Origin of the sequence: Pseudomonas mandelii (assembly GCF_024138395.1) — a bacterium.
Taxonomy (GTDB): domain Bacteria; phylum Pseudomonadota; class Gammaproteobacteria; order Pseudomonadales; family Pseudomonadaceae; genus Aquipseudomonas; species Aquipseudomonas mandelii_E.
Map to the genome: position 1 here is coordinate 72,280 of NZ_JAMYDU010000009.1, position 17,216 is coordinate 89,495.

Annotated in this window: 17 protein-coding genes; 15 read left to right on the forward strand and 2 right to left on the reverse strand. The window is 59.0% G+C overall.

Annotation, left to right across the window (positions count from 1 at the left end; genetic code table 11):
• Positions 1-104 precede the first annotated feature (104 nt).
• From NHU87_RS15765 to NHU87_RS15785, 5 genes are all read left to right on the forward strand, one after another.
• On the forward strand, positions 105-1,097 hold the full coding sequence (locus tag NHU87_RS15765; RefSeq protein WP_253550323.1) for a 2-dehydro-3-deoxygalactonokinase: 993 nt from the start codon (positions 105-107) through the stop codon (positions 1,095-1,097).
• A gap of 19 nt (positions 1,098-1,116) precedes the next feature.
• Positions 1,117-1,737 (forward strand): 2-dehydro-3-deoxy-6-phosphogalactonate aldolase, encoded by a 621-nt coding sequence (locus NHU87_RS15770; RefSeq protein ID WP_253550325.1) that lies wholly within the window; start codon positions 1,117-1,119, stop codon positions 1,735-1,737.
• Positions 1,738-1,801: 64 nt separating this feature from the next.
• Positions 1,802-2,950: a galactonate dehydratase gene (gene dgoD / locus NHU87_RS15775; RefSeq protein ID WP_030131992.1), complete on the forward strand. Its 1,149-nt coding sequence runs from the start codon at positions 1,802-1,804 to the stop codon at positions 2,948-2,950.
• Between the two features lie 171 nt (positions 2,951-3,121).
• Positions 3,122-4,432 carry an MFS transporter gene (locus NHU87_RS15780; protein WP_253550328.1) on the forward strand — a complete coding sequence of 437 codons (1,311 nt, stop codon included), beginning with the start codon at positions 3,122-3,124 and terminating at the stop codon, positions 4,430-4,432.
• Between the two features lie 59 nt (positions 4,433-4,491).
• Positions 4,492-5,295: an IclR family transcriptional regulator gene (locus tag NHU87_RS15785; RefSeq protein ID WP_253550331.1), complete on the forward strand. Its 804-nt coding sequence runs from the start codon at positions 4,492-4,494 to the stop codon at positions 5,293-5,295.
• On the opposite strand, the gene NHU87_RS15790 is transcribed toward NHU87_RS15785, so the two are convergent.
• A complete protein-coding gene (locus NHU87_RS15790) occupies positions 5,292-6,344 on the reverse strand; it encodes an NAD(P)-dependent alcohol dehydrogenase (RefSeq protein WP_253550335.1) in 1,053 nt (350 codons plus the stop codon). The genes NHU87_RS15785 and NHU87_RS15790 overlap by 4 nt on opposite strands.
• Positions 6,345-6,535: 191 nt before the next feature.
• Here NHU87_RS15790 and NHU87_RS15795 point away from each other — a divergent pair, with 191 nt between their 5' ends.
• The gene (locus NHU87_RS15795) at positions 6,536-7,426 is read left to right on the forward strand and encodes an AraC family transcriptional regulator (protein ID WP_253550338.1); all 891 of its coding nucleotides are present in this window, start codon (positions 6,536-6,538) and stop codon (positions 7,424-7,426) included.
• 182 nt (positions 7,427-7,608) lie between these two features.
• Here NHU87_RS15795 and NHU87_RS15800 read toward each other — a convergent pair whose 3' ends face one another.
• Positions 7,609-9,273 (reverse strand): electron transfer flavoprotein-ubiquinone oxidoreductase, encoded by a 1,665-nt coding sequence (locus NHU87_RS15800; RefSeq protein ID WP_253550341.1) that lies wholly within the window; start codon positions 9,271-9,273, stop codon positions 7,609-7,611.
• A 545-nt stretch (positions 9,274-9,818) separates the two neighbouring features.
• Between NHU87_RS15800 and NHU87_RS15805 the strand changes: the two genes are divergently transcribed.
• From NHU87_RS15805 to NHU87_RS15845, 9 genes are all read left to right on the forward strand, one after another.
• On the forward strand, positions 9,819-10,568 hold the full coding sequence (locus NHU87_RS15805; RefSeq protein WP_003226982.1) for an electron transfer flavoprotein subunit beta/FixA family protein: 750 nt from the start codon (positions 9,819-9,821) through the stop codon (positions 10,566-10,568).
• The gene (locus NHU87_RS15810; RefSeq protein WP_253550343.1) at positions 10,569-11,498 is read left to right on the forward strand and encodes an electron transfer flavoprotein subunit alpha/FixB family protein; all 930 of its coding nucleotides are present in this window, start codon (positions 10,569-10,571) and stop codon (positions 11,496-11,498) included.
• An 85-nt stretch (positions 11,499-11,583) separates the two neighbouring features.
• Complete coding sequence (locus NHU87_RS15815) at positions 11,584-12,420, forward strand: substrate-binding periplasmic protein (RefSeq protein WP_253550346.1); 837 nt, start codon at positions 11,584-11,586, stop codon at positions 12,418-12,420.
• 9 nt (positions 12,421-12,429) lie between these two features.
• Positions 12,430-12,786: a DUF4398 domain-containing protein gene (locus NHU87_RS15820; protein WP_253550348.1), complete on the forward strand. Its 357-nt coding sequence runs from the start codon at positions 12,430-12,432 to the stop codon at positions 12,784-12,786.
• A complete protein-coding gene (locus NHU87_RS15825) occupies positions 12,783-13,595 on the forward strand; it encodes an OmpA family protein (RefSeq protein WP_253550351.1) in 813 nt (270 codons plus the stop codon). Before NHU87_RS15820 ends, NHU87_RS15825 begins: the two co-directional genes overlap by 4 nt.
• Positions 13,596-13,793: 198 nt before the next feature.
• The gene (locus NHU87_RS15830; RefSeq protein ID WP_253550354.1) at positions 13,794-15,233 is read left to right on the forward strand and encodes a PLP-dependent aminotransferase family protein; all 1,440 of its coding nucleotides are present in this window, start codon (positions 13,794-13,796) and stop codon (positions 15,231-15,233) included.
• An 87-nt stretch (positions 15,234-15,320) separates the two neighbouring features.
• Positions 15,321-15,788, forward strand: coding sequence for a translation initiation factor 2 (locus tag NHU87_RS15835; protein WP_253550357.1), 468 nt, complete (start codon positions 15,321-15,323; stop codon positions 15,786-15,788).
• Between the two features lie 166 nt (positions 15,789-15,954).
• A complete protein-coding gene (locus NHU87_RS15840; protein ID WP_253550360.1) occupies positions 15,955-16,209 on the forward strand; it encodes a YkgJ family cysteine cluster protein in 255 nt (84 codons plus the stop codon).
• A gap of 41 nt (positions 16,210-16,250) precedes the next feature.
• Positions 16,251-16,853 (forward strand): START domain-containing protein, encoded by a 603-nt coding sequence (locus tag NHU87_RS15845; protein ID WP_253550363.1) that lies wholly within the window; start codon positions 16,251-16,253, stop codon positions 16,851-16,853.
• Positions 16,854-17,216: the final 363 nt, after the last annotated feature.

The following is a 17,216-nucleotide window of genomic DNA, read 5'->3' on the forward strand; positions in this document are numbered from 1 at the left end:
TTTAATCTCAATATGTGGGATTGATATTTATATATTGAGATTTTCATTCGTCCAGGTTTATAGTCCAGCTCACTCACTGCCAAAAAAACAAAACAGGTGAAGCGATGCTGGCGCAATTGATCGCGCTCGATTGGGGGACAACCTCATTACGTGCTTACAAACTCGGCTTCGGTGGCCAGGTGCTGGAACAGCGCTCGCTGTCGTCCGGGATCATGCAGTTGCCCAAGACGCCGCGAATCATCGCCGGCCAGGCATGTGCCGACGGTTTTGAATTGGCCTTCGATGAGGCGTGTGGTGACTGGCTCGACGCGCAGCCCGGTTTGCCGGTGATTGCTTGCGGCATGGTCGGCAGTGCTCAGGGCTGGCGCGAAGCGGCCTACTGCGACACGCCGGCGAACGTCGCCAATCTCGGAACTTCCCTACAAACCGTTCGCAGTCTTCGCGGTGTCGATGTGCACATCGTGCCGGGCGTGATTCAGCGTTCGCGCTTGCCGAACGTGATGCGCGGCGAGGAAACCCAGGTCCTCGGCGTGTTGCAGAATCTGCCGAGCGGGGCGGGTAACGATCTGTTGATCGGCCTGCCGGGCAGTCATTCGAAATGGGTGGAAGTGGCCGACGGTTGCATCGTGCATTTCGATACTTTCATGACCGGCGAAATCTTCGCTGTCCTCAGTGAACACAGCATTCTGGGGCGCACTCAGCAGCGCGGCGCGTCTTTTGATGGCGAAGCGTTTGATCGTGGCGTGCGGGTGGCGCTGTCGGCGGATGGTGAAATCGGGCCGCTGTCGACGCTGTTCAGTGCCCGCAGCCTGGGGCTGACCGGTGAACTCAGCGCCGTCGCTCAGCCGGACTATCTGTCCGGCCTGTTGATCGGCCATGAACTGTCGGCCCTGGCCAACGTTCAGCGGCATCGACGCAACAGCGTGCACCTGCCTTCGATCGTCCTCATCGGAAACACTCAACTCTGCGCCCGCTACAGCCGGGCGCTCGACGCCTGCGGTTTTGCCCGGGTGACCCTGGCCGAGCAGGCCACCGAATGCGGGTTGTGGCAGTTGGCGGTTGCCGCCCGACTGATCACGACACCCTCATCCCGTTAAACCTGACTGGAGGTCTGACATGCTCAAGCAAGCACTGGCACAAAACGGTCTGATCGCGATTCTGCGTGGCCTGCGTCCGCAAGAAGCGGCAGCCGTGGGCGAAGTCCTGTACTCGGCCGGATTTCGCGTCATCGAAGTGCCGCTCAATTCCCCCGAGCCGTACGAAAGTATCCGCATCCTGCGCAGTACCTTGCCCGCCGATTGCCTGATCGGCGCGGGCACAGTGTTGACGCCGGAACAGGTCGAGCAAGTGAAAGCGGCGGGTGGCCAGGTGATCGTCATGCCTCACAGCGATGCCAAGGTGTTGCGTGCGGCGAAAGCGGCGGGGCTGTTCCTGTCGCCGGGTGTCGCGACACCGACCGAAGCCTTTGCTGCATTGGCCGAAGGGGCGGATGTGCTGAAGATGTTCCCGGCCGAACAAATGGGGCCCGCCGTTGTGAAAGCCTGGCTGGCGGTGTTGCCGGCAGGGACGGTGCTGGTGCCGGTGGGCGGGATTACGCCGGACACCATGCAGGTGTTTGTCGAGGCCGGCGTCAAAGGTTTCGGCCTCGGGTCCGGGTTGTTCAAACCGGGCATGACACCTGAGCAAGTGGCAGCAAACGCCAAGGCGTATGTCGCTGCATGGAACGCTCTGCGTTAAGACTTTTCGGCGCGGTGAGCGCTACATCTATAAGAGCTGCATTAATAAAAAGAGAGTACGAGAGATGAAAATCACCAAACTCACTACCTTCATCGTTCCGCCGCGCTGGTGCTTCCTCAAAATAGAAACCGACGAGGGAGTGACCGGTTGGGGTGAGCCTGTGGTCGAAGGCCGCGCGCACACCGTCGCCGCTGCGGTTGAGGAATTGTCCGACTACCTGATCGGCAAAGACCCACGCAACATCGAAGACATTTGGACCGTGCTCTACCGTGGCGGCTTCTACCGTGGCGGTGCGATCCACATGAGCGCTCTGGCCGGTATCGACCAGGCATTGTGGGACATCAAGGGCAAGGCTCTGGGTGTGTCGGTCAGCGATCTGTTGGGTGGTCAGGTGCGGGACAAGATCCGCGTTTACTCGTGGATCGGTGGTGATCGCCCGGCGGACACCGCTCGCGCCGCGAAAGAAGCGGTCAGCCGTGGTTTCACGGCGGTGAAAATGAACGGCACCGAAGAGCTGCAGTTCCTCGATTCCTTCGAGAAGGTCGACCTGGCCCTGGCCAACGTCGCCGCCGTGCGCGATGCGGTCGGCCCGAATGTCGGCATCGGCGTGGACTTCCATGGTCGGGTGCACAAGCCCATGGCCAAGGTGCTGATGAAGGAACTCGACCCGTACAAACTGATGTTCATCGAAGAACCGGTGCTCAGCGAAAACTACGAGGCGTTGAAAGAACTGGCACCGCTGACCAGCACACCGATTGCCCTCGGCGAGCGGTTGTTTTCGCGTTGGGACTTCAAGCGGGTGCTCAGCGAAGGCTACGTCGACATCATCCAGCCGGATGCCTCCCACGCGGGCGGTATCACCGAAACCCGCAAGATCGCCAACATGGCCGAAGCCTACGATGTGGCACTGGCGCTGCATTGCCCGTTGGGCCCGATTGCCCTGGCGGCGTGCCTGCAACTGGACGCGGTTTGCTACAACGCGTTCATCCAGGAGCAGAGCCTGGGCATCCACTACAACGAGAGCAATGACCTGCTCGATTATGTGAAAGATCCGCGGGTGTTCGACTACGACAAGGGGTTCGTGAAAATCCCCAACGGCCCGGGCCTGGGCATCGAGATCAACGAGGAATACGTGATCGAACGCGCCGCCGTCGGCCACCGCTGGCGCAACCCGATCTGGCGCCATGCCGATGGCAGCTTTGCTGAGTGGTGAGTTCCTCCTGACTCAACCCAAATCCCTGTGGGAGCGGGCTTGCCCGCGATAGCGTCCTGTCAGTCTCATCAATGCTGAATGTGCCGTCGCCATCGCGGGCAAGCCCGCTCCCACAGGGTGCAGCGCAAGTCTTCAAATTGACCTCAATAAACATAAGAAGAGGCACCCCTCATGCAACCGCAAACCCTCACCGGGCAGGCGTCGTTGGTGACGCCGAGCCGCAAGCGGTTTTTCATCATGGTCCTGCTGTTCATCACCGTGGTGATCAACTACCTGGACCGCAGTAACCTGTCGATTGCCGCCCCGGCGCTGACCAGCGATCTGGGCATCGATCCGATCCACGTCGGGCTGATCTTTTCCGCCTTCGGCTGGACCTACGCGGCCATGCAAATCCCCGGCGGCTGGCTGGTGGACCGGGTGCCGCCGCGCATCCTCTATAGCGTCGCATTGCTGCTGTGGTCGATTGCCACGGTGATGCTCGGCTTCGCCGCCAGTTTCATCGCGCTGTTCGTGCTGCGCATGGCCGTCGGTGCCTTGGAAGCGCCGGCGTATCCGATCAACAGCCGCGTGGTGACGACCTGGTTCCCCGAGCGCGAACGCGCCACGGCCATCGGTTTCTACACCTCCGGGCAGTTCGTCGGCCTGGCGTTTCTCACACCGGTACTCGCCTGGCTGCAACACCATTATGGCTGGCACATGGTGTTTGTCAGCACTGGTGCGGTGGGTATTATTTGGGCGGTGATCTGGTACGCGGTGTATCGCGAACCACGGGATTTCAAGGGCGCCAATGACGCTGAAATCGAGTTGATCCGCGAAGGCGGCGGGCTGGTGGATATCCAGGCTGAAGCCGCGAAGACTAAGGCGAAATTCAGCTGGATCGACCTCGGGATTGTCCTGAGCAAACGCAAGTTGTGGGGCATTTACCTCGGTCAGTTCTGCCTCAATTCGACGTTGTGGTTTTTTCTGACGTGGTTCCCGACCTACCTGGTGAAATATCGCGGCATGGACTTCATCAAGTCTGGCTTGCTGGCGTCGCTACCGTTTCTGGCGGCATTCGTTGGTGTGCTGTGTTCGGGGTTCTTCTCGGACTTTTTGATCCGTCGCGGCTACACAGTGGGTTTCGCCCGCAAGTTGCCGATCATTGGCGGCCTGCTGATTTCCACCTCGATCATCGGCGCCAACTTCGTCGAGTCGACGCCGCTGGTAATTGCGTTCCTCGCGTTGGCCTTTTTCGGCAACGGCCTGGCGTCGATCACTTGGTCGCTGGTGTCGACCCTGGCCCCGGCGCGTTTGCTTGGATTGACCGGTGGGGTGTTCAATTTCATCGGCAACCTGGCGGCGATTACCACGCCCATCGTCATCGGTTTTCTCGCCACCGGTGATTCGTTTGCCCCGGCGATTACCTATATTTCGGTTCTGGCGTTGATGGGTGCGCTTTCCTACGTGTTGCTGGTGGGCAAAGTCGAGCGTATCAAGTTGTAGTCGCGGCTGTCGGGCGACCATAATGCCGTCGTTCACTCGCTCAACGGTAAAGGCTGGATATGCAGGAAGACGCCCCAAAAATCGCCAAGGACGCCGCGCCGACCGGCACCCAGACACTGCTTCGTGGTTTGGGTGTGGTTCAGGCCGTGGCCAGTGGCGCCCGCGATCTCAAGGAAATCGCCCGGCTGATCGGCACGACGCGCAGCACCACCCATCGTCTGGCCAGTTGCCTGGTGGACGAGCGTTATCTGCGGGTGGTGCCGCAAGTCGGTTATCTGCTGGGGCCGAAACTGATCGAACTGGGTTTCCAGGCGCGTGAAGAGTTGCCACTGGTGACGCTGGCGGGGCCCTATCTGGATGAGTTGTCGGCGTTGACCGGTGACACCATTCACTTGGCGATTCGTGAAGGTGACGAGGTGCTGTACCTGCACAAGAATCCGGGGCGCAATGGTCCGGAAATGCGCTCGCGGGTCGGTCATCGCATGCCATTGGCGCGTACCGGGATCGGTAAGGCGCTGATGCTCGATGACTCGCAGGAAGAATGGCAACGGCTGTACGAAATCAGCTTGCCGGTGGGTGGGAAAAATCAGTTCTGGCCGCAGCACCCGGAACAATCCTGGGAGCAGTTTCAGCAGCGCATGATCGAGTACGTGGCCGGCGGTTACGCCTTCGACCTGGAAGACAACGAACCGTCGATTCGCTGTGTAGCGGCGCCGATCCGCGATGCCAGCAAGCGCATTGTCGCCGGTATCAGCATCGCCAGCACCGTGCCCTACATGCCGCTGGAAAAAATGGCCGAGCTGATTCCCCTGATCAAAGGGGTCACAGCCCGGCTTTCGGCGGAGCTTGGTCTTAAGGTTTAAACCTTAAGGGTCGCCATATCGATCACGAAGCGGTACTTCACGTCTCCGGCAATCATGCGGGTGTAAGCCTCGTTGATCTGGCGGATGTCGAGCATTTCGATGTCGCAGGTGATGCCGTGCTCTGCGCAGAAATCCAGCACTTCCTGGGTTTCGGCGATGCCGCCAATCAGCGAGCCGGCCAGCACGCGACGACCCAATACCAGTTTGGCAGCGTGAACCGGTGGATCGATCGGCTCGATCAAGCCCACCAGAATGTGTACGCCGTCGAAACGCAGGGTATCGAGGTAGGGATTGAGGTCGTGCTGCACCGGAATGGTGTCCAGCAGGAAGTCGAAATGCCCTGCGGCGGCCTTCATCTGTTCGGCATCGGTGGATACGATCACGTGGTCCGCGCCTTGACGACGGCCTTCCTCGGCCTTGCTCGCCGAGCGGGTGAACAACGTCACTTCAGCGCCCATCGCCTTGGCGAACTTGATGCCCATGTGGCCGAGGCCACCCATGCCAAGAATCCCGACCTTGTCGCCCGCCTTGACGCCGTAGTGCTTGAGCGGCGAGTAGGTGGTGATGCCGGCGCACAGAATCGGCGCGGCGCTGGCCGGGTCGAGTTTCGCCGGGATACGCACGACAAAGTGCTCGCTGACCACGATGCTGTCGGAGTAACCGCCCATGGTGTTGCTGCCATCGACCCGGTCCGGGGTGGCATAGGTCATGGTCGGACCTTCCAGGCAGTATTGCTCCAGATCCGCCTGGCAGGCTTCGCAGTGGCGGCACGAGTCGACCATGCAGCCGACGCCGACCAGATCGCCGACTTTGTGTTGGGTCACATTCGCACCGATGGCGGTGACTTTGCCGACGATCTCATGGCCGGGCATTAGCGGGTAAACAGCAATGCCCCACTCGTTGCGTGCCTGATGGATGTCGGAATGGCAGACGCCGCAGTAGAGAATGTCGATCGCAACGTCGTCGGCTCGTGGGCTGCGGCGTTCGAATTTCATCGGGGCGAGGGGAGTGGTGGCTGATTGAGCGGCGTATCCGATGGCGGTGTACATGGTGAACCTCGCAAGAGCAGTGACAGGTGAGGCGAGCCATTCTGGGCGCCGCACGGGTGACCGGCCATGGCGATTCCTCCGGGTGTCATGCCTAATCCTCCGGCTTACGCCGTTGATGGGTCGCATTGGCGTTCAGACCTGCGATGATGCTTTTATTCCTTTTTCGCGACTTTTTTTGTGAAGAGCACTTCATGTTGTTGACCCGTCATCTCGATGCCAATGCCACCCTGGTTTCGCTGATCCAGCCGCTGACCATTCGCGATGGTTTCGCGCCTACCGCATTGCCGGGGGTGCAGGTTTTGCGCGCCAGTTGTGATGTCGCCCGTGGCCCGCAAATCTACGAGCCAAGCCTGGTCATCATTGCCCAAGGCAGTAAGTTGGCGTATCTGGGCCCGCGTACCCTGGAATATGGTGCCGGGCATTACCTGATTCAGGCGTTGCCTGTGCCCTTCGAATGCGAGACGTTTTCGGCTCCAGATGGCCCGATGCTTGGCGTTTCCATCGCCATTGACCGGGTAATGCTCGGTGAGTTGGTATTGGCCATGGGGCTGTCGCCGGGGCGTACTGTTCCCGCGCAGACGCCCGAATCCATGACCTCGGCGGTGCTCGACGATGCCATGCGCGGTTGTGTGGAACGGTTGTTGCGCTGCCTGCACGATCCGCTGGAATGCCAGGTCATGGGCGCGGCGCGCTTGCGTGAATTGTTGTTCGTGGCATTACGAGGGCCGCAAGCTGATGTGTTGCGGGCGCTGGTGGAGCAACAGGGGCAGTTCGCCCGGATCGCGGCGTCCCTGAGTCATCTGCATGCGCATTACACCGAGCCGCTGAATGTCGAGACCCTGGCCAGTTGCGCGAACATGAGTGCGTCGACGTTTCATGAGCATTTCAAACGCAGCACCTTGTTGTCGCCGGTGCAGTATTTGAAGCGTTTGCGCTTGCTCAAGGCCCAGCAGTTGTTGCTGGGCGAAGGCTTGGGCGTGGCCCAGGTGGCGCATCGGGTGGGGTATCAGAGCACGTCGCAATTCAGCCGCGAGTACAAGCGCTACTTTGAACGTAATCCCGGAGATGAGCGCGTTGCTTGATCCACTAAGTAACCCTGTGGGAGCGGGCTTGCCCGCGATTACGGTGGGTCAGTCGACTTTAATGTTGGATGATAGATCGTCATCGCGGGCAAGCCCGCTCCCACAGGGTCTTGTGTTGACGCTTGAATTGCGGGCAACAAAAAGGCCCCCATTTCGGGAGCCTTGATGTTCAGGCGTTCAACTTACATGTTCGGGTAAGTCGGGCCGCCAGAGCCTTCTGGCGCCACCCAGTTGATGTTCTGTGCAGGGTCCTTGATGTCGCAGGTCTTGCAGTGAACGCAGTTCTGGGCGTTGATCTGGAAGCGCTTTTCGCCGTTTTCCTGGGTCACTACTTCGTACACGCCGGCCGGGCAGTAACGCTGGGCAGGTTCATCGTACATCGGCAGGTTCTTGGCGATCGGAATGCTCGGATCGGTCAGCTTCAAATGGCAAGGCTGTTCTTCTTCGTGGTTGGTACCGGAGATGAACACCGAGCTGAGTTTGTCGAAGCTGATCTTGCCGTCCGGTTTCGGGTAGTCGATCTTCTTGCAGTCGGCCGCCAGTTTCAGGCAAGCGTAATCCGGCTTGGTGTCATGCAGGGTGAACGGCAGTTTGCCGCCGAAGATGTTCTGATCAAGCCAGTTGAAACCGCCGCCGACGATGGCGCCGAACTTGTGGATCGCCGGGCCGAAGTTGCGGCTGGCGAACAGTTCGTCATAGAGCCAGCTCCTCTTGAAGGCGTCGACATAGGTGGTCAGCTCTTGCGTGCCGTCCAGATCGGCGAACAGCGCATCGGCCACGGCGTCAGCGGCGAGCATGCCGGACTTCATCGCGGTGTGGCTGCCTTTGATCTTGGCAAAGTTCAGCGTGCCGAGGTCGCAACCGATCAGCGCGCCGCCCTTGAAGACCATTTTCGGCAGCGAGTTCAGGCCGCCTTTGGAGATCGCACGCGCGCCGTAGCTGACGCGCTTGCCGCCTTCCAGGTATTGCTTGAGCACCGGGTGATGCTTGAGGCGCTGGAACTCGTCGAACGGCGACAGGAAAGTGTTGCTGTAGGAAAGATCGACGATCAGGCCGACGACCACCTGGTTGTTTTCCAGGTGATAGAGGAACGAACCGCCGGTGTTCTCGGTGCCCATGATGTCCAGCGGCCAACCGGCGGTGTGGACCACCAAGCCTGGCTGGTGCTTGGCCGGATCAATTTCCCAGATTTCTTTCAGGCCGATGCCGTAATGCTGGGCGTCGGCCTCGCTGTCGAGGTTGAAGCGCTTGATCAGCTGTTTGCCGATATGGCCGCGGCAACCTTCGGCGAACAGCGTGTACTTGGCACGCAGTTCCATGCCGGGGGTGTACAGGCCTTCTTTCGGATTGCCTTCGCGGTCAACGCCCAGATCGCCGGTGATGATCCCGCGAACCACGCCGTTCTCGTCGAACAGTGCTTCCTGGGCCGCGAAGCCCGGGTAGATTTCCACGCCCAGGTTCTCGGCCTGCTGGGCCAGCCAGCGGCACAGATTGCCCAGGGAGATGATGTAGTTGCCTTCGTTGTGCATGGTCTTGGGCACAAAGAGGTCAGGAATCTTCTGCGCGCTGTCGGCATTCTTGAGCACGAAGATGTCATCGCGTGTGACTGGCGTATTCAGCGGCGCACCGAGTTCTTTCCAGTCCGGGAACAATTCGTTCAGGGCGCGTGGTTCGAACACGGCACCGGACAGGATGTGAGCGCCGACCTCGGAGCCTTTTTCGACCACGCAGACGCTGATTTCCTTACCGGCTTCGGCGGCCTTCTGCTTCAAACGGCAGGCGGCGGACAGGCCAGCGGGGCCGGCACCGACGATGACCACGTCGAATTCCATGTATTCGCGTTCCACAGGCTATCTCCTACTCAAGGCTCAACAGTTTTTTTCTAATTGGAGGTTTGGCGTTGCATCCATTATTTCCTCCGGTAACTGCCGGAAGGGACAATGGATGACCACCTTTCTCTCTAGGTGGCGCATTATATCTACACCACTCCTAGCGTCCAATACAAACGTTTGTTTGAATTGGCTCAAAGCCAGAGAAATCAAAGTCACGCGGCTTATGAACGGCTATTTTGCCGTATTGACCGGAATAGGCGTTCCGGTCAAGATACGGTCGGTTTTGCGCTCGCCGTAGGCTGACTGTTGGTTTCAAGAGCACCTCTAAAGACAGGGCGATGGCAGTATAAGGTGATGCGCAGTGCAGGTCAGATGCGCAGTTTACACGCCGCGATTATGAATGACTTATCAGTCACCACTGACGAACGGTCATCAGCCTCGTGAGCAGAGTTCACCCGTTACACCTGCCAGCGTTTTTAGAGGTGCCCTTGCGCCGATGAGCATCAACCGCCAGGTTCGCCTAGGCGACTTTCTTTTCACCGGAGAGTAACGAGGAATCCATGAAGGTTCTTGTAGCTGTCAAACGCGTTGTGGATTACAACGTCAAGGTTCGTGTCAAGGCGGACAATTCCGGCGTCGACCTCGCTAACGTCAAGATGTCGATGAACCCATTCTGCGAAATCGCAGTGGAAGAAGCCGTACGTCTGAAAGAGAAAGGCGTTGCGACTGAAATCGTCGTCGTCTCCATCGGCCCGTCCACCGCTCAAGAGCAACTGCGCACCGCGCTGGCTCTGGGTGCCGACCGCGCCATCCTCGTCGAATCCGCTGAAGATCTGACTTCCCTGGCGGTTGCCAAGTTGTTGAAAGCTGTTGTCGACAAGGAACAGCCTCAGCTGGTGATCCTCGGCAAACAAGCCATCGACAGCGATAACAACCAGACTGGCCAGATGCTCGCTGCATTGAGCGGCTACGGTCAGGGCACCTTCGCTTCGAAAGTCGAAGTGTCCGGCGACAGCGTTGCCGTGACTCGCGAAATCGACGGCGGCGCGCAGACGGTTTCCCTGAAACTGCCAGCCATCGTCACCACCGACCTGCGTTTGAACGAGCCGCGCTATGCGTCTCTGCCAAACATCATGAAAGCCAAGAAGAAGCCTCTCGAAGTGCTGACTCCGGACGCTTTGGGCGTTTCCACCGCCTCCACCAACAAGACTCTGAAAGTCGAAGCGCCGGCTGCACGCAGCGCGGGTATCAAGGTCAAGTCGGTGGCTGAACTGGTCGAGAAACTGAAAAACGAAGCGAAGGTAATCTAAATGACTATCTTGGTTATTGCTGAACACGACAACAAAGTACTGGCCCCGGCCACGCTCAACACCGTGGCTGCTGCTGCCAAAATCGGTGGCGATATCCACGTTCTGGTTGCAGGTCAGGGCGTTGGCGCCGTGGCTGAAGCCGCTGCGAAAATCGCTGGCGTGAGCAAAGTCCTGAACGCTGACAATGCCGCTTACGCTCATCAACTGCCGGAGAACATTGCTCCGCTGGTTGCAGAGTTGGGCAAGGGCTACAGCCACATCTTGGCTGCCGCTACTTCGAACGGCAAAAATATCCTGCCGCGCGTTGCCGCAAACCTGGACGTTGACCAGATCTCCGAGATCATCTCGGTCGAAAGCGCTGACACCTTCAAGCGCCCGATCTACGCCGGTAACGCCATTGCTACCGTACAGTCCAACGCTGCTGTCAAAGTGATCACCGTGCGTGCCACCGGTTTCGACCCGGTTGCCGCTGAAGGTGGTTCGGCTGCCGTTGAAGCAGTTGCGGCTGCTCACGACGCTGGCACTTCGAGCTTCGTCGGCGAAGAACTGGCCAAGTCCGATCGTCCGGAACTGACCGCTGCCAAAATCGTCGTTTCCGGCGGTCGCGGCATGCAGAACGGCGACAACTTCAAACACCTGTACGCCCTGGCCGACAAGCTGGGCGCTGCCGTCGGTGCTTCCCGCGCCGCGGTCGACGCAGGTTTTGTACCCAACGACATGCAGGTCGGTCAGACCGGCAAGATCGTTGCGCCACAGCTGTACATCGCCGTCGGTATCTCCGGCGCGATCCAGCACTTGGCCGGCATGAAAGACTCCAAAGTGATCGTTGCGATCAACAAGGACGAAGAAGCGCCGATCTTCCAGGTGGCCGATTACGGCCTGGTGGCGGACTTGTTCGAAGCCATCCCCGAGTTCGAGAAGCTGGTCTAATCCGGCAGCTTGACTTATAAAGAGCCCGGCCTTTTGGTCGGGCTTTTTTTATGGGCGAAAAAATTGGGTTGTAGGGAGTGTCGCCATGGATTTGCGCCGCGTATGTGGCTGGTCATTACTGCTGGGGATGACGCTGTCGCCGGGGCTGTCTGCTGCCGCGGGGAAATGCGAGCGCTTGGTGGTGACTGGCAGCCCGGACGCGCCGCCGTACCTGTGGCAAGACCCGCAAAACCCCAGGCATCTGATTGGCGCCAGCGCTGATCTGTTGCAGCAAGTGGCGGGGGAGTTGGGCATCAAGGTAGAGCTGCTTTACGCCGGTAAACGCTCCCAGGCCCTGGACGAAGTGCGCAGCGGGCGCATGGACATGCTGGCCGATGCGCCGTTGACGGTCAGTGAGCTGGAAAATCTGGATTACATCCATCCTCCGCTGCTGGAAAACGATTACCTGGTCTGGACCCGCAACGATTCATTACTGGTCTACAACGAAGCGCAGGACCTTCGCGGTCATCCCGGCGCCTTGTCGGAAAAGGCTCGGGTAACCCCCTCATTTGGTACTTTTGCCGAGCAGCAATTGACCCTGTTGCGCACGCCCAATCTGACCCAGGCCTTTCAGAAATTGCTGCTGAACGAGGTGGAATTTGTCCTCGCCGGACGCTACTCGGGCATGGCCCTGGTGCAAACGCTGGGGATGGCCAATGACTTGATGGCCCACCCACACCCCATCGACAAACCCGGCCTGTACCTCGCGGTTTCCCATAACTCTGCCTGCAACGATCCTTGGTTGCGCGGACAGCTGGCCAAAAAGATGACAGAATTGCCCGCGTCCGGACTGACGGAAGCTGCGCTGCTGCGCAATATCGAGCGTTGGAAAGCGCAACGCTCACAACCGCAGCCACAACCTGTCAGTACCCCAATACAGTAGGGATTCTTAGTGAGTATTCGACCTCTTTTCGCTGCCCTGGCCGTTCTGGCTCTGGCGGGTTGTGCAGCCGATCCGGCGCCGAATGAACAAATACGCCTGACCGAACAGGCCCTCGAACAAGCCAAGGCCGTGGGTGCTACCGCCGACGAAGTGCCAGAGCTGAAACTGGCCGAGGACAAGTTCAAGCGTGCCAAGGGCAACATGGCCGACCAATCCTTCAAAAATGCGCGCATGCGGGCCGAACAGGCCGAGCTGGACGCGCGCCTGGCCGAAGCCCGGGTTCTGACCCTCAAGAGCGAGGAGCAGTTGAACATGCTCAATACCCGCATCACTCGCCTGCGCAAGCAACTGGGAGATGCCCAATGAGCCTGAAAACCAAAGCACTCGGCGGCTTGATCCTGGTCGGTTGCGCAAGCCTTTATGGCTGCGCTGGTCAACACAGCGAAGCGGCTATCCAGCAGGCCGGCACCGATTTTCAGAAGGTCAAGGAAGACTCCAACGTGCTGCGCATTGCGCCCAAAGACGTGATCCGTGCCGGCGAGTCGCTGGCCCGCGCCGATCGTCTGTCCAGCTACTGGGGCAGCGGTTCGGACGTTGTACATTACGCCTACCTGAGCCGGCGCTACAGCGAAATCGCCCGGGAACATACCAATCAAGTGCTCAACGAGGAGCGCGCGGCGAAGCTCGAACTCGAGCGTCAGCGCCTGCAATTGGCCCTGCGTGAGTCCAAGTTGCTCAGCGTGCAGCAACAGGGCAAATGGCTCGAAGAGCAGATCGTGGCGTTGGCAACTACCCAAACCGACCGTGGTCTGGTGATGACCTTGGGCGATGTGCTGTTCGATACCGGCCAGGCAGAGCTGAAGAACTCGGCAAATCGTGTGGTGTTGAAGATCGTCCAGTTCTTGCAGCTCAATCCCAAGCGCGTGGTGCGAATCGAAGGTTATACCGACAGCACTGGCGGTAAACAGGAAAACCTCAAGCTGTCCCGCGACCGTGCGCAATCGGTGGCTGACGTGCTGACGGACCTGGGTATTGACGACAAACGCATCCAGGTCGAAGGCTATGGCGATGAATACCCGGTGGACGTGAACGCCTCAGAACGTGGTCGTGCACAGAACCGTCGAGTGGAAATTGTGTTCTCCGACGAAAAAGGCCAGCTCGGCGCCGCCCGCTAAGGGCTGCGTTACTGGAAAACCCGGCCTGTCAGTCAGCGCCGGGTTTTTTTTCGCCTGACAACCCATAAAAGCAGTACAGTTTTTGCTGACAATGCACTGTACGGTCGACTATTGTGATAACTGTCCCAGTACACTTCAAAACTGTTCCGGTATTGTTTCACACAAGAATAAAATGCCCGTGAAATCGAGTGCTGCGTCATGACCAATCTCTTGCTCTATCAACGAATTGCTCAGCAACTGGCCGAAGACATCCGCCGCGGTGTTTATCAACCGGGGGAGCGCGTGCCTTCGGTGCGCAAGATGAGCTCGCAGCTCAACGTCAGCCATGCAACGGTGTTGCAGGCCTACGCCAACCTTGAAGATCAGGGGCTGATCCGCGCCCGGCCGCAATCCGGCTACTACGTGCACCAGACGCCGGCGCTCACGGCGCCAACCCCGGACATTGCCCGGGTCGAGCGACCTGGTCTGGTCACACGCAGCAGTATCATTCAGCAAGTTCTGGTCGAATCCCGCCGCGAAGGCGTCTTTCCGTTGGGCGCCGCCGTACCGAGTGTCGACTATCTACCGGTGCGGGCGCTGCATCAGCAACTGGCCAAAGTCACCCGTTTCCATAGCCCGCGGGCGTTCAGCTACATGTTCAGCCCCGGCTTCGAACCGTTGCGTCGGCAAGTGGCGATCCGCATGCGCGACGCCGGCGTGGTGGTCGACCCGTCGGAAGTGGTGATCACCCACGGCTGCGTCGATGCGTTGCAGATGTCTCTGCGCGTATTGACCCGGCCGGGCGACCTGATCGCGGCCGAGTCGCCAACTTACTACGGTTTACTGCAACTGGCTGACCTGCTGGGGTTGAAAGTCATCGAGATCCCCAGCGATCCAGCCACCGGCATGAGCCTCGAAGCCCTGCAACTGGCGGCCAACCAATGGTCGATCAAGGCGCTGGTGCTGACCACGCGTTTGAGCAACCCCCTGGGCGGCACCATGCCCGAAGAGCGGCAGAAACAACTGCTGCGCCTGGCGTCGGATTTCGATATCCAGATCGTCGAAGACGATATCTACGGCGAGCTGATGTTCGAGCAGGGTCGCACCAAATCGCTCAAGGCTTATGACCGGCTGGATCGGGTGATCTATTGCTCCAGCTTCTCCAAAACCCTGTCGCCCGGTGTGCGCATCGGCTGGATGATTGCCGGCAAGTACCAGCAGGAAATCCAGCGCTTGCAGACCTTCAGTACCCATTCAGCCTGCAGCGTCACGCAAATGGGCATCGCGGCCTATCTGGAGAACGGCGGTTACGATCGGCATTTGCGCTACATCCGTCAGGAGTACCGCAAGAATCTCAGCGCCTTTCAACTGGCGGTGCAGCAGCACTTCCCGGAAGGCACGCAGATGACCCGGCCCACCGGCGGCTTCATTCTGTGGGTCAGCCTGCCGGGGCGGGTGAATACGCAGGAACTGCATGTGCGCGCGTTGCAGCAGGGTATCAGCATTGCGCCGGGGCTGATTTTCAGTAATACCGAGCAGTTCAATCACTGCATTCGCCTGAACTGTGGCATCCCATGGAACCGCGAGGCCGAGCGTGCATTGATGACGTTGGGGTTGCTGGCGACGCAACTTTGTCAGGAGACGGCGAGCGGTTTTTGAGCGGCCGGGCAGTTGTGAACTGGCCGCTTGTCTTGTCGTCTCCAACAGGCGAGCATATAGCCTTCTGCCGTTCACGCCGTTGGGTCCATGAAGCCGATTTTTCCTGCCGCCTGGTTGTTGATCTGCCTGCTAATGACCTGTCACCCGGAAGGCGTCATGGCGGCTTCCGTTCAGGAAAAACCGACAGCTAGCACACCTGCGAAGAAAGCGGCGCCGGTCAAAAAAGCCGCGCCGGCCAAAAAGAAGGCTGCAGCGGTAAAGAAACGTTCCCCCATTGCTTCCAAGTCGAAACCGGCCAGTGAAGTCGTGAAAACCAAACTCCCTTCGGCAAATCTCGACTTGAGCCTGCCCAAGGACATGGTCGAGGAACTGAAGCCGGTCGGCACAGTAACGTTGCCCCAACGCGATGCGCTGTTGCCGCAAATGTTCGGTGACAAGAGCAGCCCGTTCCAGCTCAACGGTCGTCTGCTCAGCAACGAGATGCAGCTGCAATTGCGCAATGAAGAGCGTCGGGAAGTTGAAGGTGCAGCGCTGGACTTCGAGTTCAAGCAGTAAATCCTTTCCAATCGTGACCCGCGGACCAGACGCTTTGTCGGAGACTGGTCAGTCACGTTCGTTTTAGCTAAAAAACCCGGGCTCAGGTAATTTTAAACAGTCGTTTTAGCCGTTACTCTGTGCCCCGTCCCTTTAACACATTGCCCGTCGCGAGGAGCTTGTCGTCATGAGATGCCGTGAAGGCTGTGGCGCCTGTTGCATTGCCCCTTCCATCAGTTCGCCGATTCCCGGCATGCCCAATGGCAAAGCCGCCGGAGAGCGTTGCGTACAGCTGTCTGTCGATAATCTGTGCAGCATTTTCGGCGAGCCGGAACGTCCTGCGGTGTGTTCGGCATTTGAAGCCGATGTCGAGGTCTGCGGAAGCAGCCGCGACGAAGCGATCAAATTGCTGGGCTGGTGGGAACAAATGACCGCCGCGTGATGTGTTCAACGAACGGAACTTCGACAATAAGGAAAAAGACTATGGGTTCGCTGCATCGTATGGCTGTGCTGTGTGGTTTGACGGTTTTGCTGGCCTCCACGGCCCAGGCCGAAGAATGGAAAACCGCCAAGGAAGAAGAGGGCATCAAGGTGTCCTTGAGTGAAGTGGCCGGTTCCCAATACAAGGCGTACCGTGGCGTGACCGTCATGAAGACCACCATGGCCAAACTGCGTGCATTGCAGGAAGACTTACCGGGTGCCTGCGCATGGATTCACGAGTGCAAGACTCAGAAGTTGCTCAAACATGAAGGCAACCAGAGCTGGACCTACACACAGTTCAATACCCCTTGGCCGGTCACTCCTCGCGACTCCGTATTGCATGTCACCACTGTTGAAGGTGCCGATGGCAGCCTGACCCGCGAGTTGGAAGGTCAGCCCAAGTACATTGCGCAAGAAAAAGATTTTGTGCGGGTGGCTCAGGTCAAAGGTTTCTGGAAGCTCGTGCCTAAAGGCGACCAAGTTGAAGTGACTTACCAGGCCCATACCGAACCCGGCGGCAGCGTGCCGTCATGGTTGGCCAACAAGTTTGTGGTCGATGCGCCGTTCAACACCCTCAAAGCCCTGAAAGAACGTGCCGAGAAGTAACCGCGTATACTTTTGATAATCCCGTTCAACAGCGCCCCGATTTGATCGGGGCGTTAGCGTTTTTTACCAAGGGGCGGGGCTTTATTTTGTTTCTGGATATGCGTTGAACGAAATTTTCACAAAGCCTCCAAGACAATTCACCCGCGCGTCAGCCCGTAAGCCTGAGCAACTTTGCGCCACGTCTCTTGTCCCAGAACGCTGCAAGCGGCAGTCGGGGCCTGCGAGTCAGTAATCAATGGTAATGCCGCGGGTGATCGTGCAACATTTGCGCACCGCGCAAGCCCCGAGGCCGAGGACGGCCGACAGAGGGCAAGACAGCTGATGCCGGTCAGTTAAATGCAGGCCCGCTCCCACAGGTTCTGC

Excerpts from the sequence above, each read along its gene's own strand:
- dgoD (WP_030131992.1), top strand. The coding sequence starts at position 1,802 with ATGAAAATCACCAAACTCACTACCTTCATCGTTCCGCCGCGCTGGTGC.
- NHU87_RS15795 (WP_253550338.1), top strand. The coding sequence starts at position 6,536 with ATGTTGTTGACCCGTCATCTCGATGCCAATGCCACCCTGGTTTCGCTG.
- NHU87_RS15805 (WP_003226982.1), top strand. The coding sequence starts at position 9,819 with ATGAAGGTTCTTGTAGCTGTCAAACGCGTTGTGGATTACAACGTCAAG.
- NHU87_RS15830 (WP_253550354.1), top strand. The coding sequence starts at position 13,794 with ATGACCAATCTCTTGCTCTATCAACGAATTGCTCAGCAACTGGCCGAA.
- NHU87_RS15840 (WP_253550360.1), top strand. The coding sequence starts at position 15,955 with ATGAGATGCCGTGAAGGCTGTGGCGCCTGTTGCATTGCCCCTTCCATC.
- NHU87_RS15765 (WP_253550323.1), top strand. The coding sequence starts at position 105 with ATGCTGGCGCAATTGATCGCGCTCGATTGGGGGACAACCTCATTACGT.
- NHU87_RS15785 (WP_253550331.1), top strand. The coding sequence starts at position 4,492 with ATGCAGGAAGACGCCCCAAAAATCGCCAAGGACGCCGCGCCGACCGGC.
- NHU87_RS15770 (WP_253550325.1), top strand. The coding sequence starts at position 1,117 with ATGCTCAAGCAAGCACTGGCACAAAACGGTCTGATCGCGATTCTGCGT.
- NHU87_RS15825 (WP_253550351.1), top strand. The coding sequence starts at position 12,783 with ATGAGCCTGAAAACCAAAGCACTCGGCGGCTTGATCCTGGTCGGTTGC.
- NHU87_RS15790 (WP_253550335.1), bottom strand. The coding sequence starts at position 6,344 with ATGTACACCGCCATCGGATACGCCGCTCAATCAGCCACCACTCCCCTC.
- NHU87_RS15815 (WP_253550346.1), top strand. The coding sequence starts at position 11,584 with ATGGATTTGCGCCGCGTATGTGGCTGGTCATTACTGCTGGGGATGACG.
- NHU87_RS15810 (WP_253550343.1), top strand. The coding sequence starts at position 10,569 with ATGACTATCTTGGTTATTGCTGAACACGACAACAAAGTACTGGCCCCG.
- NHU87_RS15845 (WP_253550363.1), top strand. The coding sequence starts at position 16,251 with ATGGGTTCGCTGCATCGTATGGCTGTGCTGTGTGGTTTGACGGTTTTG.
- NHU87_RS15835 (WP_253550357.1), top strand. The coding sequence starts at position 15,321 with ATGAAGCCGATTTTTCCTGCCGCCTGGTTGTTGATCTGCCTGCTAATG.
- NHU87_RS15780 (WP_253550328.1), top strand. The coding sequence starts at position 3,122 with ATGCAACCGCAAACCCTCACCGGGCAGGCGTCGTTGGTGACGCCGAGC.